General features: G+C 47.8%; 13 protein-coding genes. 5 read left to right on the plus strand and 8 right to left on the minus strand.

What is annotated here, in order from left to right:
* Nucleotides 1-53 precede the first annotated feature (53 nt).
* The 3 genes from NFI81_RS08375 to NFI81_RS08385 all read right to left on the minus strand — a co-directional run bounded on the left by NFI81_RS08375 (nt 54) and on the right by NFI81_RS08385 (nt 7,647).
* Nucleotides 54-2,615 (minus strand): TonB-dependent receptor, encoded by a 2,562-nt coding sequence (locus tag NFI81_RS08375; protein WP_234612947.1) that lies wholly within the window; start codon nt 2,613-2,615, stop codon nt 54-56.
* Between the two features lie 266 nt (nt 2,616-2,881).
* On the minus strand, nt 2,882-4,435 hold the full coding sequence (locus NFI81_RS08380) for a SusD/RagB family nutrient-binding outer membrane lipoprotein (protein WP_234612946.1): 1,554 nt from the start codon (nt 4,433-4,435) through the stop codon (nt 2,882-2,884).
* A gap of 32 nt (nt 4,436-4,467) precedes the next feature.
* Complete coding sequence (locus tag NFI81_RS08385; protein ID WP_234612945.1) at nt 4,468-7,647, minus strand: SusC/RagA family TonB-linked outer membrane protein; 3,180 nt, start codon at nt 7,645-7,647, stop codon at nt 4,468-4,470.
* A 547-nt stretch (nt 7,648-8,194) separates the two neighbouring features.
* Here NFI81_RS08385 and NFI81_RS08390 point away from each other — a divergent pair.
* Complete coding sequence (locus NFI81_RS08390; RefSeq protein WP_234612944.1) at nt 8,195-10,159, plus strand: glycoside hydrolase family 127 protein; 1,965 nt, start codon at nt 8,195-8,197, stop codon at nt 10,157-10,159.
* Nucleotides 10,160-10,265: 106 nt separating this feature from the next.
* On the plus strand, nt 10,266-11,654 hold the full coding sequence (locus NFI81_RS08395) for a sulfatase family protein (RefSeq protein WP_234612943.1): 1,389 nt from the start codon (nt 10,266-10,268) through the stop codon (nt 11,652-11,654).
* Nucleotides 11,655-11,732: 78 nt separating this feature from the next.
* On the opposite strand, the gene NFI81_RS08400 is transcribed toward NFI81_RS08395, so the two are convergent.
* Together NFI81_RS08400 and NFI81_RS08405 are read right to left on the minus strand one after the other, a co-directional pair.
* On the minus strand, nt 11,733-13,505 hold the full coding sequence (locus tag NFI81_RS08400) for a RagB/SusD family nutrient uptake outer membrane protein (RefSeq protein ID WP_234612942.1): 1,773 nt from the start codon (nt 13,503-13,505) through the stop codon (nt 11,733-11,735).
* 6 nt (nt 13,506-13,511) lie between these two features.
* Complete coding sequence (locus tag NFI81_RS08405; protein ID WP_234612940.1) at nt 13,512-16,853, minus strand: SusC/RagA family TonB-linked outer membrane protein; 3,342 nt, start codon at nt 16,851-16,853, stop codon at nt 13,512-13,514.
* A 327-nt stretch (nt 16,854-17,180) separates the two neighbouring features.
* On the opposite strand from NFI81_RS08405, the gene NFI81_RS08410 reads away from it, so the two are divergent.
* Together NFI81_RS08410 and NFI81_RS08415 are read left to right on the plus strand one after the other, a co-directional pair.
* Nucleotides 17,181-20,336, plus strand: a complete 3,156-nt coding sequence (locus tag NFI81_RS08410) for a TonB-dependent receptor (RefSeq protein ID WP_234612938.1) — start codon at nt 17,181-17,183, stop codon at nt 20,334-20,336.
* Between the two features lie 78 nt (nt 20,337-20,414).
* Nucleotides 20,415-21,761, plus strand: a complete 1,347-nt coding sequence (locus tag NFI81_RS08415) for an alkaline phosphatase family protein (protein ID WP_234612936.1) — start codon at nt 20,415-20,417, stop codon at nt 21,759-21,761.
* 120 nt (nt 21,762-21,881) lie between these two features.
* Here the strand turns inward: NFI81_RS08415 and NFI81_RS08420 are convergent, their stop codons facing one another.
* The 3 genes from NFI81_RS08420 to NFI81_RS08430 all read right to left on the minus strand — a co-directional run bounded on the left by NFI81_RS08420 (nt 21,882) and on the right by NFI81_RS08430 (nt 23,903).
* A complete protein-coding gene (locus NFI81_RS08420) occupies nt 21,882-22,424 on the minus strand; it encodes a hypothetical protein (RefSeq protein WP_234612934.1) in 543 nt (180 codons plus the stop codon).
* Nucleotides 22,425-22,546: 122 nt separating this feature from the next.
* Complete coding sequence (locus NFI81_RS08425; protein ID WP_234612933.1) at nt 22,547-23,299, minus strand: esterase family protein; 753 nt, start codon at nt 23,297-23,299, stop codon at nt 22,547-22,549.
* A gap of 1 nt (nt 23,300) precedes the next feature.
* Nucleotides 23,301-23,903: a GDSL-type esterase/lipase family protein gene (locus tag NFI81_RS08430; RefSeq protein WP_234612931.1), complete on the minus strand. Its 603-nt coding sequence runs from the start codon at nt 23,901-23,903 to the stop codon at nt 23,301-23,303.
* Nucleotides 23,904-24,066: 163 nt separating this feature from the next.
* Between NFI81_RS08430 and NFI81_RS08435 the strand changes: the two genes are divergently transcribed.
* Complete coding sequence (locus tag NFI81_RS08435; protein WP_234612930.1) at nt 24,067-26,199, plus strand: hypothetical protein; 2,133 nt, start codon at nt 24,067-24,069, stop codon at nt 26,197-26,199.
* The last annotated feature ends 12 nt before the right edge of the window (nt 26,200-26,211 follow it).

A 26,211-nucleotide genomic window follows, 5' to 3' on the forward strand; every position in this document is an offset into this window, starting at 1 on the left:
GAGAAGCCACATTACGCGGCTTCTCTTTTGATATGAACCTTAAAAAAAACTCCTTACAAAGAATATCTGATCGTTACACCGTAAGTTCTCTGGTCACCAACGATCCCGGCGTATTGTCCGTAGCTGCCCGGAGCGGCAAGTAATTGTTCGTAGTAATCTTTGTTGAGAATGTTACGTCCCCATACAAAGAATGTAAGTCCATTGGAAGCTCTGAAACCTGCTCTCGCATTGCTCAATGCATAGCCATCAATGTTCAGATATTGCGAGGGCGACGGGCTTGATGAGAATTCTGAGCGATAATATTCGTCAATTCCCAGGAAGTAATTTCCTTTCAAACCAAGCAATGTTCCCTTCGCAACCACTTCGCCGCCTACCGAACCAGACCATTTGGAAATTCCTGGCAACCGTCCACCCGAAACATCTTTAAATGCTTGCGGTCCTCCTACTTCTTCCAAAGGCACAGGCGCATTGGTGAATTTTACATATTTACCGTCTGTATAAGCCACCGCAGCATTCAATGTCAATGGGCCAAAACGAATGTTACCATCCAATTCCGCACCCTGCACGCGCACGTTTTCGGCATTGGCCAGATAACCCCTGTTCACACCTGGCTCCGGCGTTTGTACTTGTGTCTGGAAATCATCAATATCCGAGCGGAAGAAAGTCAGGTTCAATACCGAGTTGCCTGATGGTTTTGTTTTGATACCAAATTCTTTGTGTTCAACAAATTCCGGTTTTACTTTGGCAAGATCAAGCAGAATAGCGCCGCTTGCTGTTGGCAAACCACCCACATTCACCCCAATTGGCTTAAAACCAACCGAGTAAGTAGCATAGGCATTGAAACGTGTGCTGGCTCTGTATTGCAGGGACAACTGTCCTGAGAAATTGCCTTCTGCGTAATCCGTATTAAAGGCCTGGTTGCTGTAAACGCCATTTTTCAGCGCCAGCAATGCTGGGTCGGTGGTTTGCAAGCCGCCGTAAGCTACCCGGTTATAATCCACCACTTTCTTGTCGTAGTTGTAACGCACACCTGGCAAAATGTGGAATTTGCTCGCAACAGCCCAGTCAGCCTGTGCGAAAACGGCCATACTTGTACTTTTGATCCGGTTTGTTGTTCTGATACCAAAGTTGTCGAACAAACCTGGCGTTTGCCATAACGGGCTGGTAGAGCTTTGCGCGAACCTCCATTGTGCCGAACCGGCCTCTTCCGTTTGTACAGGATCCGAAGTCAGGTCTTGCCAGAGGCCGAAGACACCGATTACACCGCTCAGGTTAGGCGTAATTTTTCCGGAATAACGTAATTCCTGTGACCATTGATCGTGGGCAGAATTACCCGATGAAATGGTGAAAACAGGCAAGCCAATGTAATCCCTGTCATTCAAAGGCGTCCATTTCCAGTAACGCCAGGCAGAAGTGGAAGTTAATGTTCCGTTTCCGATCTTGATATCTGCATTCACAGAAACGCCTCCCAATTGGTTATCCGCTTTGGAAGGTGTATCCAGATCCAGTCTGCGTTCGAACGCACTTTTATAAGGAAGCGTGTATCCCAAATCGGCGATAATGTTGTTGAATTGTCTGTAATCAGCTCTTTTGGTTTTAACAACACCTGCCACCGGCCAGCCATAACCTGTTGGTTTCTGATCCGAAATATCCCCGATTATCGTAATATTCACTTTGTCCGAAGGCGTGTAAAGCAGCTGCCCTCTCACACCGATGTTGTTAATGTCGTTGATCGGCAATTGCGTATGCTCGTTGAAGAATGTTCCGTTACGCTGCGTTCCTGTGAAAGAAACCCTTGCCGCTAATTTTTTGCTCAAAGGACCTGTTACCGAAGCTTTTGCCTGCACATAACCCAGGTTACCATAGCTCAATTCCAGGTTAGCGCCCGGCGTGAAGCTTGCAGCGCGGGTTGTAATGTTGAATGCGCCTGCTGTCGTGTTTTTTCCAAACAGCGTTCCCTGCGGTCCGCGTAACACTTCAACACGCTCGATATCAATGAAGTCGAGTGCTGTGGCTGCCGGACGTGCATAGTAAACGCCATCCACATAAAAACCCACACCCGGGTCAATTCCGTCGTTGGTAAGGCCGTAAGTGGATCCCAGTCCGCGAATGTTTAATGTTGTATTTCTTGCGTTGGAAGCATAAAGCTGAACGGTTGGCACCAGCTCTTTCAAGCGGTTCACGTTGAATGCACCCGCATCCTCAGCCCGCGTTCCGCCGATCACTGAAATAGGAATAGGCACTTCCTGGGCCGATTCCTGACGGCGACGGGAAGAAATCACCACGTCTTCAAGCTGCGTATTGTTCACTTCAAGTGTGATTTCAACCTTACTTTCGTTGATTAAAATTTCTTTTTTTAGATAACCCACATAAGTTACGATCAGTGTAAACGGCAGTTTCTGACCTGTGACCAGGCTGAATTCTCCATTTGCATCCGTCACGTCACCATTGGTGGTTCCTTTGATGGTTACCGTTGCGCCGATTAATGGTTCGTTACTGCGTGCATCCAACACTTTTCCGTTTACCGTAGCATTAACGGTGGCATCCTGCGCGAATAAATAGAGGGGAAATAGAAATGCTATTGTGAGAATGGTCGACTTTAAATAATTTTTCATGCTTACTGCAATTTGCGATATAATGGTTGTCTGGATTGAATTGGAGTCAGAAATTGAAGCGTAACCTTCTGGTTAAGGCAACATGATTCCAACAACAATGAAGGCCCTTTCTTTGGATAGATGCATTCATAGGGGGTTTGATTAGTTTGGGCACAAATATATAAAAAACATAAACTATATAGAGTTGATAGGATAATAAAAATGCAAAAATAAAACGCAATAGCGCCCGTCAGGCCACCATTGCGTTCCTATAATCTAATTGTCTATTATTTATTCCACCAGAGTGAGGTCGTAATATCGTCGTTGCCTTGCGCTTTTACGGCGTTCTGATAGTTGACAAGATTCACGCTCTGCTCTTTGGGCGGGTAGTACAAACGGAGCGGAACGCCTTCACCGAATAATGGCTGGAATTTATAATCGGTTGTTTGCCCGTTCGCAGTCCTGCGCCAAACCACGTCGCCCGCTTTTACGAGGAATGTTGGATAACCCGTGCGACGAACTTCACTCCAGGCTTCATCACCCTGCGTGTAAAGTGCCAGGTATTTTTGGTTCAAAACATTAGCCTTATCCGCTTTGGGAAGCGCAGCAATGTAAGCCGTAATATCGGCTGGCGCCACGCCCCATTTTTGAAGGGAAGCAGTTACACCATTGATATACGCTTGCTGATCCCAGTTTTTATATTCCGAAATCAGGAAAGAAACCTCCGCATATTCCTGCAAAACCTCGCCATAGCTGGCCGCATTCACCGCCGTGCCCGGAAGGCTCACATCCGTAGCCGTCAGCAAGCCCGCAGCCGCAACGGGTAATCCGTAAGGCTGGCCGACATATTCGCCAGCTGCATTCTTCGTTGCGTAAATCGGCAATCTGGGATCCTGCACTTTCACTGTGCCCAACTCGCCCTTCAGCACATTGATCAGCACGTGTGAAACCGCAAAATCTTTCCGGTTGGCAGTCACGGTGGCGCGGAAGAGCGGGGCTTCGTTCGGCGCCAGGGCCTGGTATTTAAATACCGCATTATCTGCATTCGAAGTAAAAACACCTTTTGCCAAAGCATCTTCAAAATGCGCTTTCGATTCTGCGGGCAGTTTGGTCCTGATGCGCGTGGCAATGCGCAGGCGGAGCGAATTCGCAAATTTGGCCCACAACTCATTTTTGCCTTTATAAATCACATCATAGTTACCGAATGTGGTCGCCGTTTTGTTTTTGATCAAAGTGTCACCGGCCGCTTTCAGCTCGTTCAGAATGTCCTGATAGATCTTCTGCTGACTTGCATATGCCGGGCTCAGGTTCTCCGGGGTCTGCTGCAGAGCCTGAAACTCAGGATCCGAATTACCATAAGATTGGTAAGGAACATTGCCGAAAACATCTGTCAAGCCCTGAAAAACGTAGGCTTTCAAAATACGCGCGATCGCTATCTGGTTTGCATTCGTACCCGCAACGCCCGCTGCTGCCACGTCTTTTTTGGCAGGATCGGTGTTCAGGATAATGATCTCGTTCAGGTTATTCAGCGCCTTGTAAGCATTGCTCCAATAGGTGTCGGAATAAGACCGCGGAATGTCATAACGCGACTGGTCGCTGTAAATGTTCTGACTGTAATATTGCGCAAACAACTGCGATCCGCGCAGGGAGAAATTTTCGTTACGAATGTTATCGATGAGCTGTTTTTCAGCCGACAGCAGGATCGTCGTCGTCGTAGCATTTTCAGGACGGTTCGGATCTTTGTTAATTTCCTCAAAATGGCTGTCGCTGCATGAAGCAAGCAATGTTACCACGCCTATGGCGAGAGAAAAGATACTTTTTTGATATATGGACTTTTTCATGTTCTTCAATTTTGTCTTGATAATTAGCTGGCTCAGAACTTCACATTGACATTCAGACCGTATGTGGCTGGCACCGGAATGCTTCCGCCTTCAAGCCCTTGAATGTTACCGCCGCTGCTTGTGAATTCGGGATCAATGTATTTGCTGGCAGTGTAAATGTTCACCAGATTCCGTCCGTACAAGCCGAAATAAAGCGATTTAACGGCCTTATTGTTCAACGGCAGGTTGTAGCCGAAAGTAATTTCTCTCAGTTTCACAAATGTGGCGTCGAAAATGGTTTGTGGCGTCGGGCCGCTATACTCGCCCCGTGCCCAGGCTTGCGCGGTAATGCGCGTGTCGTTGACCGATGTGTTCGTCACTTCGTAGGTTCCGTCCGCATTGTAAGTCACAGTTCCTTTTACGCCGTCCAGCACCACTCCGGTTTCACGTACATTGTTGGCTGCGGTTTTGTCCAGTACGCCGGAGTACATTCCCACTTTATAAGTTTGCGAGAAGAATTTTCCGCCTACCCGACCGTCCAGCAGGAAGCCCAGGTTGAAGTTTTTGTAAGTAAAGCTGTTTTGGAAACCAAAAAGATATTTTGGCAAAACACTGCCCAGCGGCGTCAGTTGCTGACCGCGCTCGTATGTTCCGTCCGCCTTAATCACTTTCTGGCCATCAGCAGCGTAAATGAAATCGTTGCCCAGGATCTGCCCGTAAGGCTGGCCTTCGCGTGCTACCAATGTTATAAGGCTATTAGCTAACTGAAATGTGTTAACACCCGGCGCCAGCTGGATCACCTTATTACGGTTCCGCGACCAATTCAGGCTCGAATTCCACTCGAAACCATTCTGACGGATCGGCGTGCCGGTTAATGTCACCTCCACACCTTTATTATTGATCTTACCCGCATTAATTACCTTGGAATCATACCCGAAGGCAGAAGAAACCGGAATATTAATGATCTGGTTGCGGCTTACATTGTCATAGTAAGTCACGTCCAGCCCTACCCTGTTTTTGAATGCCTGAATGCTCAGACCCGTTTCCCACGAGCTCGTGATTTCAGGTTTTAAAGCCTGGTTATTGAGCTGGTTTGGCAATTTATACGAAGCCAGTCCGTCAAACGATTGTGTGGCTTCATAAGCGCGTTGCAACTGGTAAGGGTCTGTATCGTTACCCACTTGCGCCCAGCCCAGGCGGACTTTCGCGAAGTCCAGCCAGCCAATGTCTTTCACGCCATTCAGCTCGCTCAGGATCAAACTCGTAGTTAAGGAAGGATATGCAAAAGAATTTTTACCAATCGGCAATGTGGATGACCAGTCGTTACGCAATGTCCCGTCTAAGAAAAGCAAACTTTTCCAGCCCAATGAGAAACTCGCAAAAAGTGAATTGATCTGCTTGCGGTAAGCATTCGAATTGACCAAAACCGAGCTCGCGTTTTTGAGATTGTAATACTCAGGAATGATCAAGCCACCCTGCGTCACCGCATCGCTGATGCGTCGTTTCTGGCTCATAATGTTTCCGCCTGCGTTCACATTTAATGAGATTTCGCCCCAGCTTTTGTTGGCAGAAGCCAGCAACTCGTAATTGAACTCGCTGAAATTATTGATGTATTCCTGGTATTGCGATTGCGTACGTGAATAGACTGCGATGCGGTCCTGATATTGATAATTGTAAACATCCGCATTCACTTTTCCGCTTACTTTCAGCCAGCTGTTCACGTCGTACATCAGACCGACATTTCCGTAAAAACGGTCGCGGTTTTCGTCCAGATAACTTTCGTAAGCAGACCAGTAAGGATTATCGATAAATTTGGCAGCTTCGCCTGCCGGTGTGTTCTGATAGCCGCTGCGGTTCCACAAAATCTGCGTTCCGTCCGCTCTTTTGTAGTTTTTAAGTTTGTCATAATCCACCTGAACCGCGCCCCACTGGAATGCTTCGAGGATAATGTTCCGGTTGGTAGCACCCGTCCACGGACGCCCGGTCGACTGGTTTTTGATATAATTAAAATTGTTGTAAACCTTCAATTTACCCAGTTGCGTGGATCCTGAAAAGTTGATCGAATTCCTTTTCAACGAAGAATTGGGCACCGTTCCTTTTACATTTTTATTGGTGTAAGAAAGGCGGTAAGTCGAGTTGGCATTTCCGCCGCTGACAGACAGGCTGTTTGTATTAGCCACACCCGTTTCAAAGAATGAATGCACATCGTTTTTAGGATAACTCCATGGCTGCGGTTTCAGATATTCCGCTGTGTTCTCGGGATCCAGGTTATACCAATGCAAAACGGGCGTTCCATCCAGTTTCGGGCCCCAGCTCTCATCGACGGCATATTCGGCAATGTTGTAATTGGTCCCGCCGATGTTGGCTTGTTGAAATGTGCCTGAAAAACCGCCGCCGTATAATTTCTGGCGCTTAGGTAAACGCACTACCTGTTCGAATTCAATTCCGGTGTTCAGGGTAATGTTCACTTTGCTGTTTTCCTTGCCTTTTTTGGTCGTGATCAAAATCACCCCGTTGGCCGCCCGGGTTCCGTAAAGCGCAGCCGCAGAAGGTCCTTTCAGCACCGAAATATTCTCGATATCGTCCGGGTTAAGATCCTGGATCATGTTACCCACATCCTTTCCGCCGCTTCCCGCACTCGTTGCCGCGCTGTTCAGGTCCGCGTTGTCGATCGGCGTTCCGTCAATCACGTACAAAGGCTGGTTGTTGCCGGAAATGGAGTTGATCCCACGCAAAAGCACGCGCGACGATCCGCCCATGTTGCCGCCGGAAGTTACAACCTGTAAGCCGGCCACTTTCCCGGAAAGGGCACTAAGTGCATTGGTAGGCCTGGTTTGCAATGCCTCACCTTTCACCTCCTGCACGGCATAACCCAGTGCACGTTTTTCGCGGGAGATTCCCAGGGCAGTGACCACCACTTCGTTCAGGATCTTGGTGTCGGCTTTCAATGCAACGGCAATTTTGTCGCTATTGCCAATGGCCACGTCCTGAGCCAGATAACCAATAAATGACACGACCAGGATGGAAGCATCATCATTTACATTGAGGCTGAAAGAACCGTCCGCATCCGAAAGTGTTCCGGATGAAGTGCCTTTTACGGCCACCGAAGCGCCCGGGAGCGGCGAGCCGTCGTTGGCGTCCGTAATGGTCCCGGTTACAACCCGTCGCTGGGCAATGACAGATCCCGACAGGAGAAATGTCAGATAAATCAAATATAGAAACCGTGTTTTCATGAATTGTATTTTTGTAAGAGTGGTAATATTGAGTTTTGTAAAAATTACATGACACTTTTATCAGTGTTCAATTGGCGATCATTTTCTTTCATAGTTGTTTTGCGATATTTTATTTGGCTAATACTTATTTAAAAGACTGCAAGAGCCTCAGACACTGACAATTCTTCTGCAAACATATTAAAAAGAAATTAAATATTTATTGTCTATCGGAATTATAGGATAATAAATTTATTTGTCTTATTCGTTGATTCCCGAATTACGCATTTAGGAGAGAATAGTGTGTTTCGCATCTTCTGCACGAGCCGGTTATTAATGTTTAGAATTTGCTCTCCAACACATGCTTGCCTAAAAAAGCCGAGAATAACGGACTGGCAGGCAGCGAGCTTGCCGCATTGATCCATGTTGCAAAGCGCAAGTACCGCCGATGGTGCCCTAAGCGTCCGCGGATTTTACATGAGAAAGCGGGATGTTCAGGCTTTCCATTGAATTAGTTTTATCTTCCTGTAATCCGGAAAAAGTGAAACTTTTGATCAAAACGAAATTCACCATGCAGCATACCACCAAAATATCCCTGATTGCGGCCAGCATGTTCTGCCTGAATGTGCTTCATGTTCAAGCGCAGCGCATTCAGCCCGTACGTTTTTCGGACGTCACCATTCATGATAGTTTCTGGAAGCCCAAACAGGAAAAAGTGGCGACAGCGACGCTGAATGCCTGTATCATTCAGACTGAGGAAAAATCGGGGCGGATCAGGAATTTTGAAAAAGCGGCCCGCAAGCAGGGAGAAAAACACGAGGGGATTTACTACGACGACAGCGATGTTTACAAAGCCATCGAGGCAATGGCATACTCGCTGAAAAACCGCCCTGACGCTGCACTTGAAAAGAAAGCGGACGAGTGGATTGACAAGATCGCCGCAGCCCAGCAGCCAGACGGTTACCTAAACACTTTCTACACGCTCACCGACATGAGCCAGCGCTGGACCGACATGGAAAAGCACGAGGATTACTGCGCCGGACATTTAATGGAAGCTGCCGTAGCTTATTACAACACAACCGGGAAACGGAAATTGCTGGATGTAGCCATTCGTTTCGCCGACCACATTGATTCGACTTTCCGCGTGGTTAACCGACCCTGGGTGTCGGGGCACCAGGAAATTGAGCTGGCGCTAATGAAACTGTATCATTTGACCAAAGAAGATCGATATCTGAAACTGGCGGACTGGTTTTTGGATCAGCGTGGCCGTGGCAACGGCAAGGGAAAAATCTGGGACGAGTGGAAAGATCCCGCATATTGCCAGGATGATGTTCCTGTGAAACAGCAAAAGGAAATTACAGGACATGCCGTGCGAGCCATGTATCAATACACAGGCGCTGCCGACGTCGCGGCAGTAACCCAGGATCCGGGTTATCTGACTGCAATGACCACGGTTTGGGAGGATGTGGTTTACCGGAATATGTATCTGACGGGCGGAATTGGCTCTTCCGGAAGCAATGAAGGATTTTCAGAGGATTACGATCTGCCAAACGGTTCAGCATATAGCGAAACCTGCGCATCTGTGGGCATGGTGTTCTGGAACCAGCGGATGAATGCATTAACCGGCGACGCCAAGTACGTGGATGTGCTGGAACGCAGCCTTTACAATGGTGCATTGGACGGGCTAAGCCTGACCGGCGATCTTTTCTTTTATGGAAACCCTCTTTCATCAATGGGTAATAATGCCCGGAATGCGTGGTTTGGAACAGCTTGCTGCCCGTCCAATATTGCCCGGCTGGTGGCATCAGTGGGTGATTATATTTATGGTAAATCTGAGAATAAGATCTGGGTCAATCTTTTTGTAGGCAGCGATACCCGGTTTCAAATCGGAAAAACGAGCGTTCCGCTCTTTATGGAGACAAATTATCCGTGGGATGGCCATGTTAAGATTAAAATGACGCCAAGTCAGAAGGTAAAATATGCGTTAAACATTCGAATTCCCGGCTGGGCAGCGAACACGGCTGTCCCAGGTGAGCTTTACAGCTTTAAGACCGCAGGGATAGAAAAAGTGCAGATTTTACTCAATGGAAAACCACTAGATTACCAGCTCGACAAAGGCTATGCGGTCATCGATCGGACCTGGCAAAATGGTGATGAGATCGAAGTAAAGCTGCCTGTGGAAGTGCGTCAGGTGAAAGCACGGAAGGAAGTGAAAGCGAACGAGGATCGCATTGCGCTGCAACGCGGGCCGCTGGTGTATTGCGTGGAAGGCGCGGATAATGCCGGTGAAGTATGGAATTTGCTGGTTCCGGAAAATCCAACATTCAGCATACAAAATGGTCAGGTTCTGGACGAGTCGATCGTCTCCATACAAGCCAGTTTGCTGAAAGTTGAACCCGCCGCGGATGGTTTGAATGTGCAAACAAAACCGCAGCTGGTCAACGCAATCCCTTATTACACCTGGGCCAATCGCGGAAAGGGCCCTATGCAGGTTTGGCTGCCTTCTAAAATGAAGCATATCAGAATTGCAGAATAATGACTGCCTTGATCCAAAGCTGGGAAACGATTACTGCCAATTGACATTACGGCGATGATTTCCCAGCTTTGGATTTTTTGAAAAAAAAACGAAATCGCTTAACCTGATGAAAGGAATAAATCTGTTTAAATTATCGGCAGGACTTTGGTTGTTGCTGCAATGCATGCCAGCTGTCGGGCAACGCAAAAACCCGGAAAAAAGCAAGTCGCAACCCAATGTGATCATCATTCTCACGGATGATATGGGCGTAGGCGACGTGGGTGCATTCGGCGGAAAACTTGTTCCTACACCCCATATTGACAAGCTCGCAGCAAGCGGATTGAAGCTCACACATTATTACAGCGGCGCACCCATTTGTTCACCTTCACGCGCCAGCATATTAACCGGAATGTATCCCGGAAGATGGAATTTTGTGACTTATCTTGATAAAAAGAACCACAATAAGGACGCTGAGCAGACGGATTTTCTTAATCCCGACGCGCCTTCCATTGCCCGGTTTTTCAAGAATTCCGGTTACGCGACAGGCCATTTCGGCAAATGGCACATGGGCGGCGGCAGGGATGTTACCGAAGCCCCGAAGTTTGACCAATACGGCATCGACGAGCACGCCAGCACCTACGAAAGCCCGGAACCCGACCCGCTTCTTACCGCTACAAACTGGATCTGGTCGGATAGGGACAGCATTAAAAGATGGAACCGCACGGCTTATTTTGTGGATAAAACACTGGATTTCATGAGTCGCCACAAAGACCAGCCTTGCTTCGTAAACCTCTGGCCCGATGAAGTCCACACACCCTGGGTTCCAGAGCCCGGAGCAGGTGAAGAAGCATTAAAGCCCCAGTCAGAAGCAGCATTCAAACGCGTGCTCAAAGAATACGACATTCAGATCGGTCGGCTCATCGACGGGCTCAAAGCGCGCGGACTTTTTGATAACACCATTATCATTTTCACCAGCGACAATGGCGCACTTCCTACTTTTGGCGGCACCAGAAGCGGCGTATATCGCGGCTCAAAACTCTCGCTATACGAAGGCGGAATTCGGATGCCTTTCATTGCGACTTGGCCTGGGCACATTCCTGCCGGGAAAACCGACGAACGATCGGAGTTGCACGCAACGGACCTGCTGCCCACATTGTCCAAACTTTCGGATGTAACGCTGCCCGCTGGTTACCAGGGTGACGGCGTTGACCGCTCTGCGGTTTTGTTGGGCAAATCATCATTACGAAAAAAAGAAATGTTCTGGGAATACGGCCGCAACACCATCGCCTACGCCTACCCCAAAGGCAACGGCAAAAGTCCCCAACTGGCAGTCCGCTCCGGCGAATGGAAGCTCCTCACAAGCCACGACGGCAGCAATGCAGAACTTTATAACATTGTCAAAGACCCTGCGGAGCTCAATAATGTAGCAGCCGGTGAAACAAAGAAGACAGATGAACTGAGCGGGAAGTTGCTGGCCTGGTGGAAGTCGCTGCCGCGGTTGGACATCCAGCATTAAGGCATTGCACAAAAAAGGCAATCAGCCTTCGCTGATTACCTTGTTCTATTTTACAACGCTAATAATGAATTTTCCTGATCACCAACCCGGATTCTGCCCGAGGTCCGGGTTTCTGGTACGGTCGCCTTCTGGGATCGGGTAAAGGTATTTTTTGTCAGCCCATTCGCGGGGGCCCGGGTTCCAGATAATTTCGCCTGAGGTTCCGTTGGAAAGCTGTACCCTTCCTACTGCGGTGGACGGGCTTACATCCACGAACGCAATGCCGGGAGTTGTGGAGGTTGGTTTTGTTCCCTGGTAAAAATACACATCTTTTGTTCCGTCCCCATTGAGATCATATTCTCCGAGCGCAGGAACGTACATGCCGTTCATAGGCGCTTCCTGGAACAGGGCTCCCAGTTTCCAGCGTCTCAGATCATCCGGGCGGAGGCCTTCAAAAATCAGTTCGACGCCCCTTTCACGGAGCACTTCGAGCAATATCGGATTGGTGAATTTACCATTAAAAAATGCCATCATATATGGATCTGCAACCTTTGGTAATGTTGTAAGCGTCGTCCCGGTGATGCCTGCCCTTTTGCGCAGCGCGCCAATGGTTGCCGTCCAATCCGGAACGGTCATTTTGTTGAGCTCGGCCAATGCTTCGGCCTTATTCAGCAACACTTCGCCCCATCGCATGATAATGTGCGCATTGTCGTTGCGGCTTTCATCGTCGTAAGGGAAGCGCTCGTCATAGGACCATTTTATTGGCTGATAACCCGTGTATGTCTGGCTAAAATTCGGTGGTGCAACAACACCTACGCCATTTTCCGTTCTGCGGTAATCGCCGAGGCGGATGGTTTGTTTAAGCCGCAGATCCCGGTTTTTCACTTCTTCCACAAATGGCGTCGTCTTATAAGCTGGCTTGCTGGTAAAAGGCGTCCCGTCAAGGTTGAGATAAGTGTTGATAAAACGGCGCGTCAAGCTCGGGCGGTTGCCATAAGTAGGACTGATAAAACGGCGGTTTGCAGAGCTGAACACCTGTAAACTGGCACTTAATGCCACAGAAAGAATGGTTTCATCCGTAAATGCAGACCTGGCGATGAACATTTCGCGGTAAGCTTTATCCAACGAAACACCTTCATGCAACGTAAAACCTGTGATGCTGTTTGCCTCTTTCACCACTTCTTCATACCACTTGCCGGCCGTTGTCCCCTTATCGTAATCCGTATGATATTTCCGGAATGAAGCTTCAAAAAGGCAGATCCGTGTTTTGTAAGCGCGCGCCACATTCTTGGTAATCCGCGTTACGGTAGGGTCGGTTGTCAGGGTAATGTTTTCGATGGCAAAATCGAGATCGGCCAGCACCTTGTCCATCACTTCGAAACGATCGTCGCGCTTCGCATACAATGTTTCCTCGTCTTTTACGTCAATCGTTTTATCGATCCAGGGCACATCACCAAACCTTTTCACTTTCTCAAAATAAAACAGCGCCCGGAAAAAACGCGCAACACCCAGATAATGATTTTTGGTCGGCACTGTGCTCTTTTCAGCATTCTCAATAAAATAATTGATATTCCGAAGATCTGTCCAGCTCCATCCCGAGCTCGTGATCGGACTCAGCGCGCCTACTGCCAGGTAATTATCTACACCATTTCGCGCCACCAGGTCCGAGTTATCGTCGTCTTGAAACACACCCACGTCTGTGTTGGGAAGCAGGTCGTAAAATGAATTGGTATAAATTTCTAGCCCACTTTCCGAGGCAAATATGGCTTCGTTGGTAGCAGTATCAACCGGCACTTCGGTAAGGTCGCAGGAGCTCGCGCTGCCGAGTAACAGCAGGGCCAGTGTATATTTAAATAGCTTTGTAGTTTTCATGATAGATCAAAAATTGAGTGAAAGACCTATGGATATCGCTTTCAGCATCGGGTAATTGTAACCGTCACCGCTGGATCCGCCACCCAGATCCCGGTCTGATCCGTAAATGCTGGTCACGTCTGTGTCGCGCGTCCATTTGTACATAGGTGACCAGGTCCAGAGATTTTCCGCAGACAAATACACTTTCAGATCACGAGCATGAATTTTCGAGATAATGCTTTGTGGGATTGTGTAGCCTACTTGCAGATTTCTTAAACGGATGTAAGCAGCATTCTGCAGGTAACGGTCGTTGGCAACCTGCAATGCCCGCCCCGCGCCCTGTGCAGTGTAACCTACAAGACGCGGCAGGTAAGCGTCGAAATTCCCAAGCTCCTCGCGGAACATATTATCCTGCTGCCAGCGTGGATAGGCATTGTAGGGACGGTTATATTGTCCCCAAAAACGTGCTTCCGAAGATGGATACCAATCCTGTTTCATAACACCCTGGAAGAGTCCCGCCAGGAAGAAGCCGTTCCAGTCACCCGAAAGGTTCACCCCAAAAATATACCGCGACTCCGAGTTTCCAATGATCGTTTTATCTCCCGAATTTCCTACGCGGTTTAAGCCCTGATAGATCACATCATCGCCATCCAGGTTCTTAAATTTGAGATCACCCACATAATTTTTTCGCGTGTTCGTGTTTGGAATGTTGGCCTGCGAAGGCGAATCCGCGATTTCATTCTGTGATCTGAAAAGCCCTTCAACGCGGTAACCCCAGATCTCCCCTACTTGCTGCCCTTCGTAATAATCGGACAGGTTTTTGTCGGGATTATTGTATTTGGTAATGATCGCTTTTGAGTCTGCAAGCGTAAAGCGTGCGCTGTAATTGAAGGGTTTGGAAGCCAATGTGAAATGGTCTTCCCAGTTGATGGAAAGCTCCCATCCTGTCGTTTTCAGGTCGGCATAATTCCCGTTTGGAACGCCCGTTCCAAAAACCGCAGGTAATGTTGGCCCCGGAGTAAACATGTCTGTCGTCCACCGGCGATACAGATCTCCTACGAATGTAAGGCGCTTATTTAAGCTGTTAAATTCAAAACCAATGTTGCCCGTTGTAGACGTTTCCCAGGTAAGACCGTCGGGAACTACATTAGGCTGGCGCGTTGCCTGCGGGCGAATTCCGTTGATAACCCTTCCGGATTGACCAATACCAAACCGTTCATTAAATGTGTACGGGGCAATGTTACCATTACCAAGCGAACCGTAGGAAACACGGAGTTTTACATTGGAAAGCACTTTGGGGCTAACCTGCCAGAATGGCTCTTCTGAAATCCTCCAACCCGCTGATGCCGATGGGAAAAATGCCCATTGCTGGTCGGTCGGGAATTTGGAAGAACCGTCATAACGTCCGTTCACTTCGAGCAGATAACGTTCGCGGAAGTTATAGTTCATACGGAAGAAGCCTCCGGCGATGGCCCATTTCTGGTAGCCTCCATTGGTTACAATGCTCTGTCCCAATGCGAGGTTAATGTCGTCGACACCTGAATAAACGATCCCGTTCCGCTGCGCAGCCAGATTGCTGTAAATGGACTGCTCATAGTTAACCCCGGCCAGCAATGTCAGGTTATGCGCCTGGTTGAATGATTTGTTATAATCCGCGTAAAAGTTGGTGGCCAGGTAATTGGTTGTTCTTTTACGCTCCTGGATATCATTTGTGTTAGTTCCGGTGTAACCAATTACGCCTTTTGCACGGCTGTAAGGCACCTGTACGCGGTTTTGCTGCGAACCAATATCCGTGCTCTGGAATGTCATGTTGGCACGGATCGACAATGCTTTATCGAAAAACTGCGCTTTTGCGGCAATCTGGTTTTTCAGGAACCGCTGGGTTTGGTCAATGGCATTTTTACCATAATAATAATCACCCACTGTGTAAGCAGCTGAGAACGACAATGTTCCGTCCGGATTCAGCAATGGGGCCAACGGGTGGCCTTCATCGGCAATGTTCCGGTAAATGCCGCTGCCTTCCCCAACATTGAGCGGCTGATGGTATTTCTGGGAAGAATATTCGGTGTTGTTATCAATGCGCAGCCACGGCGTAAGCTGAATGGCCCCTTTTGCCCGCAAATTGTACATCTGATAATTATCAGAGTTGTATCTAAACAATCCGCTTTGTCCATTATAACGCCCGCTTAGCAGGAAAGTGGCTTTATCGCTTCCACCGGAAATGGACATATTGTGGTCCTGCGCAGTGAAGCGTTCCTTGTAAAGCTCTTTATACCAGTCGGTGCTGTAATAATACTGATACTCGCCTGTGGCAGGGTTCACTTCTACTCTTGGCAAACTAGGATCCTCGTATCTTCTTTTGAGCTCGGCCAGGTAGGCCGGGGAAAAGCTAATGGTTTTATTGATTGCTGTGGGTGTACTGCCGTTATCATTCCACCGCGACCAGGCATCGCTGAATCCCTGAGCCCATGGATAAGAATCGGTGATATTATCCGGAACTTCCGTTGGTGATTTGACGGCGAAATTGGTTGAATAAGAGAATGATGTTTTCCCTTCCACCGGCATTTTGGTTGTGATAAGCACCACACCAAATGCAGCCCGGGCACCATAAATGGAGGCGGAGGCAGCGTCTTTCAGAACCGACACGCTTTCAATGTCATTGGGGTTCAACATACGCGGGTCACCTTCCACCCCATCAATGAGCACCAAAGCACTTCCGCCCTGTCCGATCGACGTCGTTCCCCGGATGTTGAAGCTCGGTGACTGGGTGGGCTTTCCATCAAACATGCGGAGGTTCAGGTTAGGGATAGCTCCTACAAGTCCTTGCGCAATGTTTGAAATAGGCCGGTTCTGGAAAACTTCCTGCCCTACCTGATCTACGGCACCTGTGAGGTTCACCTTTTTTTGCGTTCCGTAACCTACGACGACCACTTCGCTGAGGGCTTTGGCGTCGGCTGCGAGTTGCAGGTCAATAGTGCTTCTTGTGCCCACTTCTGCTTCCTGGCTAATGTAACCCACATATGAAAATACCAATACGGCACCTTCATCCGGGATGCTCAGGGAGTAGTTTCCGGAAACATCTGTCACAGTTCCGGTCTGGCTGCCTTTGATCACGACATTCACACCCGGCAATCCTTCCGACGTGGCCACATCGGTCACTTTACCACTGATCTGGCGTTCGGCATTAGCATTGACAAAGCCTGATTTTGAAGTTATTGACGGGGATTTCTCCGCATTTGCCAGTTCTTTGGCCTCTCCCGGACCGCCGGTCACGGCGATCAACGCGAGGAGCATTGCTGTTTTGGAAATGTTGCTTCCCAGGAGAAACAACCTGCGCTTACAGCTATGCATAAGGTAGATTTTGTTCATGAGAAATAAATTGTTTGTGAATAGGATAGTCAGTTTTGAGATCGCAAAATTGAATAATTCCGATAACATGTGCCTTTCAGGAAATCGTATTTAACAATTTAATAATTTGACCCCGACCCCTTACAAAGTCGAACTAAATAGCAGGATACTTACAATAAATTATAATTTCCAACCACTTCATCCCGCTGCCGGAAGGTTAATTATAGGTTAACCCACCGGTAACATAGCCTTAACATTGCCTGTCTACTTTTGCGGGCGTTAAACCACCATGCCCTGACGAGGCATTTTTTTACTAATCACAACTATTACTCATTTAACTCACCAAAAATGAATCGATTAATTACCGGACTAATTGTGATCATCGCAATGTGCTTCTGTTCCGCCAATCTTTATGCGCAGGGCAACGAAGCGACCATCATTGGGAAAGTCACCGAAGTGAATGCAGGCCCGATCCCGGGCGCGACCGTTTTGGTCAGAAACGAATCAACCGGCTTCCAGGCGGGTACGGTCACGGACATGAATGGCGACTACATTATCAAGCAATTGCCGCTTGGTTCACCTTACTCCATCACCGTTTCTTTTATTGGTTTTGGAGAGCAAAAGAAAACAGGTTACGCATTGAACCAAGGCGATCAGTTGAGATTGAATTTCGGCATGGAAAGTAGCGCTACCGAATTGCAAGCTGTTGACATCAAGGCCAACTCATTGAAAAACACCGTGGTAACATTGGGTTCTTCGACGCCTATTACGGCAAAAGACATTGCCAAGCTGCCAGTAAACGGCCGTAATTTTACATCCCTGATCGACCTTTCGCCTTTGAGCAACGGAAGCAGTTTGGGTGGACAACTTGCGTCTTCAACCAACTTTACATTGGATGGTATGACATCGCGCGGAACGATCGCGGGTGGATCTACGCAGGGTGCCTATTCCGTTTCCATGGAAGCAATTCGCGAATTTAAAGTGGTTACTAACGAATACGACGTGACCATGGGTCGCGCGGGTGGCGGTACGATCAGTACTGTGACTAAATCAGGAACGAACAAACTTTCAGGTAGCGCATTTACATTTATGCGTACTGACTGGCTTTCAAGTGGTTATGATTTGAGAGGAAACAAAAGGGTGCAGGATTTCTCTACATACCAATATGGCGCTTCTTTGGGTGGCGCGATTAAGAAAGATAAAGCACATTTCTTCGTAGCATGGGATCACCAGGCTGACTCACGTCCTTTATACATTGCCAACATTCAGTCCCCGGCTGATGAAGCGGCAAACAGAGTGACGCAGGCGACGCTGGATCAGTTTTCGGACATCGCCAGATCTAAATATGGTGTTTCAAACAACCCGCAGTTTGGTGCTTTCGGAAAGAAAAAAGGAACGGACGCTATTTTTGCAAAGATCGACTGGCAGCTGAATTCAAAGAACCTTTTGACGCTGCGTAACAATATGGTGATCGAAAACGACGCGCTTTCAGAAGGTGATAACAGCGGTATCAATGCTTATGAATCTTACATTGACCGTAAAAGATTCGATAACAGCCTCATGGCGTCATTGCGGACGATTATTAATCCAAAAATTACCAACGAACTGAAATTGCAGCATTTTTACGAAGATCAGGCGATCATTCCAAGCTCTGAACTTCCTTCGGATGGTATCCCCCGCGCAATCGTTGAAAACGTTCAATCTGTTTCAGGAACAAACAATTACAACACTTCTATCCAGATCGGTGGACAGCGTTTCTCTCCTGAATGGTTCAAAGGAACGGTTGTTCAGCTGGTGGATAACTTTTATTACAACACAGGAAAGATCAACTTTACTTTCGGTCTTGATGTGATGTACAACCGCATGAAATCGCGTTACGGAAGCGAAATGAACGGACGTTTTTACTTCACAGGTCTGGAAAATTTCAACAACCTGACGCCTTACCGCTATGCAAGGGAAATCAACTTGCTGGAAGATCCAAGCAATGTTGTAAATTCTTTGAGCACAGGTATTTATGCACAAATGGACACAAAACTGGCACTTGGTCTTGAAATGATGGCCGGTTTGCGTTTGGACAACACACAATATTTGAACAAAGCCAATTTCAGCCAGGTTGTTTTTGATGAACTGGGCTTGCGTACGGACAATGTGATCAACACAACGCAATTGCAGCCACGTGTTCAGTTTACGTGGGACGTGAATGAGCAGAGTAAGGATATCGTTCGTTTTGGTGCGGGTGTTTTTGGCTCGGCTTTGAACCCTTATTCGATGATCAACAACATGCTGTTTGACGGAACAAGAGTTGCTTCTGTTGAAATTCAGGGTGACCTGGTTCCAAAACCAAACTTCCCCGGCTACCGTGCAGATCCTTCGACAGCACCAGGTGCAGAGCTTTTCAACATTCCCGGCATCGAAAGATTGGTGACCATTAACACCAATAGCAAAGACGCGAAAATCCCGGTTGTTTACAAAACCAACTTCTCTTACAACCACTTTTTCAGCGACCGTCTGCGTGTGGGTGTGAGCGGATATGCTTCATGGGCCCGCAACAACTATATGTATGTAGACCGCAACATGGTGGAGGACCCATTCTTCCGTATCGCAGCAGAAGCCAACCGTGGCGTATATGTGCCGGCTGAAAGCATTAACGCTAAAAACGGTGCTACAAACTGGTTGAACAGCCGCAAAACCAAAAATGTTGGTCGCGTGCTGGAATTGAACAGCGAAGGCAAGAAAAACCAGTATGCAGTGGTGATCGACGGAACGTATCGTTACTTTAAAGATGGTCAGATCACTGCATCTTATACCTGGAATGATTCGAAAGACAACACATCGTACAATGGAAACGTGGCAAACACAGCTACATTGGATTTGATGGTGGCTGATGATCCGCGTGATTTGAGCAAAATGGCTTATGCCAACAACCAGTTCCGCAACAAAATTGTATTCTACGGAACAGCGCCAAGCATTTACGGCGTAACAATCGGTCTGCGTTACTCAGGAATCGGCGGAACGCGCTACTCAATGGCGGTAAGCGGTAATATGAACGGTGACTTCGTATCATCGAATGACCTGGCCTACATTTACAATCCGAATAACACGGAAACGCCAGAATATATTCGCAAAGGCATCCAGACTATCCTGGATAACCCGGAAGCTGAGCAGAGCATTAAGGATTATATCACAAGAGATATGGGCAAAATGGCTGAGCGTAACGGTGGTATCAACGATTTCTACGGTGTGTTTGACCTACGCCTTGCGAAACGTTTCAAATTATTCAACGGCCATGGTTTGGAAGCTTCTGTTGATGCTTTCAATGTAGCTAACCTTTTGAACAGAGATTGGGGCGTTGGTACTAACCTTGGAAAGCAGAACCTTTATACGATCAAAAGCTTCGATGCTGCAACACAACAATATGTGTATAACATGAGCGCCGGAACGGGTGTATCCAGCTTGAATGGAAGCACTTACCAGATCCAGCTTGGTTTGAGATACGGGTTTTAATTTAAAATAAGTTTGTTACAAAATGTTGCCGGTTTTGATAGCCGGCAACATTTGTTTTTACCAATCAGCATTTTTGAAATGAAAAAATTATTTGCCTCCATAAGCCTTTTCGCACTCTCATTTTCTGCGTTTGCACAAGATTCCCATGTGGTCCTTATCAGCATTGACGGGCTTCGTCCGGAATTTTACAAAGACGCGAACTGGTCAATGGTAAACCTGCGTCAGGGCATGCAAACCGGCGCTTACTCAGATGGAGTTACCGGCGTTTTCCCCACCGTCACCTACCCTTCCCACACCACCATTATCACGGGCGTAAAGCCTATCAAGCACGGCGTTTATTATAACACGCCTTCTGAGCCGCTCGAAGTAACGGGCAAATGGATCTGGGATTATAGCACCATTAAGGTTCCCACGATTTTTAGTGTAGCCAAAGAAAAAGGATTGAAAACAGCTTCGGTTTTCTGGCCTGTTTCCGTGGGCAGCCCGGCCACTTACAACATTCCCGAATTCTGGTATTTGCCCGAAAAAAAAGGCGGAGACCGGATCATGATCAAAGCGCTTTCGGAAAATGCAGTTCCAAAAGGTTTGTATGAAGAAATCGAGCAAAATGCGACCGGGAAGCTGGAAGAGATCGATTTCAACAGCGATTATCTGAGCGTGGATGAGAATATGTCAAGAATCAGCAGCTATCTGATCCGCAAGTACAAGCCGTCATTCCTGGCCGTTCACCTCGTTGCGGTTGACCATTTCGAGCATGAGCAGGGACGTGATGGCGACAAAGTGCGTGCATCACTTTCGAGCGTGGACAGAGGCATTAAGTCCATTATCGAAGCCACTGAAAAAGCAGGCATCAGAGAAAAAACAACATTCATCATCACCGGCGACCACGGCTTTGTAGACATTCACACTGCCATCGCCCCCAACATTCTGCTCGCCAAAGCAGGACTTTACGACCCAAACAATAAGGCAAATTGGAAAGCCTATTTCCACAGCTCAGGCGGCTCGGCATTCTTACATTTGAAAGACAAAAACGACACAAAAACGCTCGAACAGGTAAAACAGATCCTGGATCAACTGCCACAGAATCAGAAAAACCTCTTCGCAGTGAAAGACCGGGCAGCATTAGACGCAGTAGGCTCCGATCCAAATGCATCACTGGCCATCGCCCCCGTACAGGGCATCACCATCAGCGGCGCCGCAACCGGCGATTTCCTGCGCGCATCCAGCGGAGGCACCCATGGCTTCTTCCCCGACTTCAAAGAAATCCAAACCGGTTTCGTAGCATTCGGCAAAGGAATTAAACAAGGAGCAGTAATCCCTGAAATGAGCTTGCAAGACATCGCACCGCTTATTGCGAAGCTCCTGGGATTAGATTTTCCAAGTGCAGACGGGACGTTGTATCCTGGGTTGTTGGTGAAGGAGTAGGGAGACTATCCTAAACAGACCATCATGCACTCATAAAAAGATTGGTCATCAGCATATGCATTTCAGTCTTTGAATGCTTGTATGCTGCTGACCAATCTTTTCTCCAAATAACGGTAAAATCTACTTAAACATCTTAGTCAGATCGTTCAGATCTACATCGCCGTCGCCGTCTTTGTCCAGGCCGAGTTTGGCGCCCATGTTGCCGAGGTTTCCGCCTAAGCCGCCGCCGGATGATGTGTTGCTTCCGCCCAGGTTTCCGCCTCCAAATCTGCCGCCGGTTAGGGAGCCTAGCAAGCCGCCGAGATCTAATCCCCCGGCTCCGCCTTGGCCACCTCGGTTTGCCATTTTAGCGAGAACAACGGGGATGATTGCCGAAGCAATTGATGCTGCCGTGCTGCCATTGATGCCGAACTTCTGCATAATGTTGCCGGTGAAATTGTTTGAGATTTGCTGCACTGCCGGGTTGCTTTCGGTCTGGCCGTTCTGGACAGATTCAAATAAACTATTCACCTGATCCGGCTCTTTAATATTACTCAAACCATCCACTATGGACGATTGAGCTTCTTGCATAACGGCATCGTTGTGCTCGTTTGGCACTTCGCTATTTTCAACAACTGCCTGTTGTCCGTTTTGTTTTATGAGATTGAACAATTCATCAAGCATGATTTTTCAGTTTAAATTTGAAATTTCAATGTTAAACAAACCATGCCAATTCAATACGCATGCATGGTGGAACGTGTGCAATATGTGAAGCCTAAAGGGACAATGTTGCAGGATTGCGCTCACTACAAATACAACTTGACCATCTCGCGCCAGTATCGCGGGCGGTGCGCTTCCTCATCCCAAATGTACATTTTGTGCGGCACGCCGATCCGGGATAGTGCGCTGCTTAACCGCTCGTTATCCGGCAGGAATGAATCTTCGCGACCGATCACCAGCGTAATATCGAGCTTCCTGATCTGTTGCAAAAGTTTTTTGTCACAAATGCCGGGTACGAAATGGTTAGGCATGTTGTAATAAATGTTTTCATCGAAATAACCGTCAAAAAGATCGGCGAAGAAAGGCAGGGGTTTAGTAAGGTCGTAACGAGCGCTCATGCCCACGACTTTGGTAAAAACCGTGGGGTGTTTCAATCCGATATTTACTGCATGGTAACCGCCCAGACTGCATCCGGTTACAGTGAGCTGTTTCGATTTATTCTTCTTCCTTATAAAAGGAATAACCTCCGTCAGGATATAGCGCTCGTATTGCAAATGTCTCAGAATCCGCTGGTTAGGCGGCTCGGACGAATAGAAACTTTCCTGATCAATGCTGTCCACACAAAAAATCTGGACTTCCCCATTCATGATGCGCTCGCGCAAAGCCTCGATAATTTTCCAGTTTTCCAGGTCATAAAAATGGGCGGCCCTGGTTGGAAAGAACAGGACAGGAACGCCTCCGGAACCAAAAACCAGCAACTCCATATATCTGTTCAGGGCAGGGCTGAACCATTTCTGGTATTCTCTCTCCATGACAACGGGAGGCGATGCGCTTATCATATTAATCGTTGGTTGAGAGGTTTAACGCGTTTCGGACAGCCTTTTTCCACAATGCATAACCGGCAGGACTGAGATGCAACCCATCCTGCTCAAATAATTCTCTCACAGGCGTACCCTGTTCGTCGAGCATGGCTGGAAAAATATTAATATAATGCTGGTTAGGGTCTCCTTTGATTTCTTCCTGGATCAGCCTGTTCGCCGTTTTGATCTGAGAAATGATTTCCCAACGCTGTAAGCTGGGTTTAATGCTGATAAAATAGCAAGGAACATCCCCAAACTTTGCGCGGATCTGTCCGAGGAGCTGCCGGTAATAAAGGCAAACCTCCATGGGATTTCGGCCATCGCCCAGGTCATTGTCTCCCGCATAAATAATGATGCGCTTCGCAGTACTGACCTGCGCCATGATCCGATCGAAAAACCAGGAGCAAGCCGCTAACGTCGATCCGCCAAAACCCAGGTTAACGGGCTGGATATCTTCAAAATCTGAATATAATGTAGTCCAGAGATTGATGCTGGAACTGCCATAAAAAATTGTTTCCGGCAGAAAAGAAAGCTTTTCCGATTCCTTTTCAACCCTCAGCACTTCATCCTCATACCAATTCATGCTCCATATAAAGTTAGCGAAATCCGAATTCTTAAAAGTACAATTCTAATGTTATGTGTTTGTGAACAAATCAAAAAGCTTACCAAGTTCTCCAAAATAGCCTGTTTGTGATGGCTGCGAGTATAAAGTGTATTCGTTTTCCTAAACTCTCCTATTTATAATCATGAAATCGCTCTTTTACTGGATCCTGCTTGTTCCGATTCACCTCTTTGCACAATCTGTGCCAGATCAGAAATTTGTTCAGGAAGTAGTTACATTACACGGCTCCACAACGGGCTTACCGCAAGGAAAAGTGGATCATATTCTACTAAAAAACAACCAGCCGATTGCGGCCATTGCAGGCAAATCTGTGCAGTTGCGTGATGGTAAATGGATTGTCGTTTCTAATGAAAAGACGGCCCCCATCGCATTACCTGCCATTCCCGGAACGGAAATATTAACCAGCGTGCCCTATCAAAATGGTTATGCGATCGGCTGCTCGGAAGGTTTATATTTTTATCAAAATGGTAAAAACCCTGAAAGGATTTTTCCAAAAAACGAACTTTACAGCTGGTCGCTCAGGAATGTTGCCGCGCTGGTAACCGATTCTAAAGGACGACTTTGGTTCGGGTCGGAAGAAGGAGTGGGCTATCTGGATGGGAGTAACTGGAAATTGTTTACCGGAAAGGAAGGTCTGCCGTATAATCAATTCACCTGCGCTGCGGCCGGACCTGATGGAATTGTCTGGTTTGGCACAAAAAAAGGGGCTATTCAAATTGATAATGAACAGTTTAAATATCGTTTCAGTCGTCGCTGGCTTCCCGGTGACCATGTGTATTCCATCGCCATCCAGGCGGATAATGGCACCGCATGGATCGGGACGGATCAAGGAATCAGCCAGATTACTCGCCAATCCATTTCACTGGAACAAAAAGCGCGGATTTTCACCAAACAAGTGGAAGAGCGACATAACCGTATGGGTTTTGTTGCGCAAAGCCATTTGAAAGAACAGTTTAATGTCGCGAGTTCCGAAGTCGCGATTTCGGATAATGATGGCATGTACACCTCCATGTACGGAGCCGCACAAGCATTCAGATATGCTGCGACGGGCGATCCCGAGGCAAAAGCGCTGGCTGACAGGAGCTTCAAGGCCTGCAAATGGCTTGTAGACATCACCCATGAAAAAGGATTTCCGGCACGGGTTATCATCCCGGTGGATTGGCCCGAAAAAGTAAACGAAACGCACAGCCGCGAGGATAACCTTCGCAACCAGCAGCATGATCCGATGTGGAAGGACATTTATCCGCGTTTCCCTAAAAGCAAAGACGGCAAATATTACTGGAAATGCGATACAAGCTCAGACGAACTGGCCGGGCATTTCTTCTTCTATGGCATTTACTATGATCTGGTTGCCAAAACCGATGAAGAAAAACAGGCCGTGCGGGACGTGGTCGGCGACATTACGGATCATTTGATTCGCCATGGCTACAAACTCGTGGATCACGATGGCAAAGTGACACGCTGGGGCGATTTTTCTCCCGAATATTTCAATTCTGTTTATGGCTATGATCAGCGGGGTTTGAATTCCGCGGTTATGCTTTCATTCCTGAATGTGGCCAGACATGTCACGGGAGATAAAAAGTATGATGCTGAGGCCAAAATCCTGCGTGATAAATACAATTACCACATCAATGCAATGCATCCCAAGGAGTTCTTCCCGCCGGAAAACGTTGTTCCCTGGGATAATAACATTTGCCTGATGAGCCTTTACGGACTAATTAATTACGAAACGGACCCATCGCTTCTACTCATGTACCGGCAGGGATTGGAAGTGGCCTGGCAACACATAAGCAAGCAGAAAAATGCATTTTGGGATGCAATTTATGCAGCGCTGGCCAACCGCTTCACCCAGCAGGCTGATCAGAAAATGTTTGAAAACAAAGGGCTGTTTCCTGAAAACAGATTGTATGCATCGAAAGTCGTAAAAGGGCATTACAAAGGAAATTATCGCGCCGATTTCATTCTCGAAAATCTGCAAAAAATTCCGCTCGACCTCGTCGGTTACACCATGGATAACACCCATCGCCTCGACGTCGTTTTCGACTCCTCGCCCATGCAGGAAAAAAACATCGGCTGGCGCACCGACGGCTACGCCCTGCCCATCGACGAGCGCGGCCACGTCAGGCAGGACCGCGATGGCTTCGCCTTGCTAGCCTCGGAAGGCGACGGCCACGATGAACACGAAGGGACATTCTTCCTTTTGCCGTATTACATGGCTTATTATCACGGGTTACTGGGGAGTGGTGACGCGAGGTGAGCGTATCCCTCA

The sequence above is a fragment of the Dyadobacter fanqingshengii genome (genome assembly GCF_023822005.2).
Lineage (GTDB): Bacteria > Bacteroidota > Bacteroidia > Cytophagales > Spirosomataceae > Dyadobacter > Dyadobacter fanqingshengii.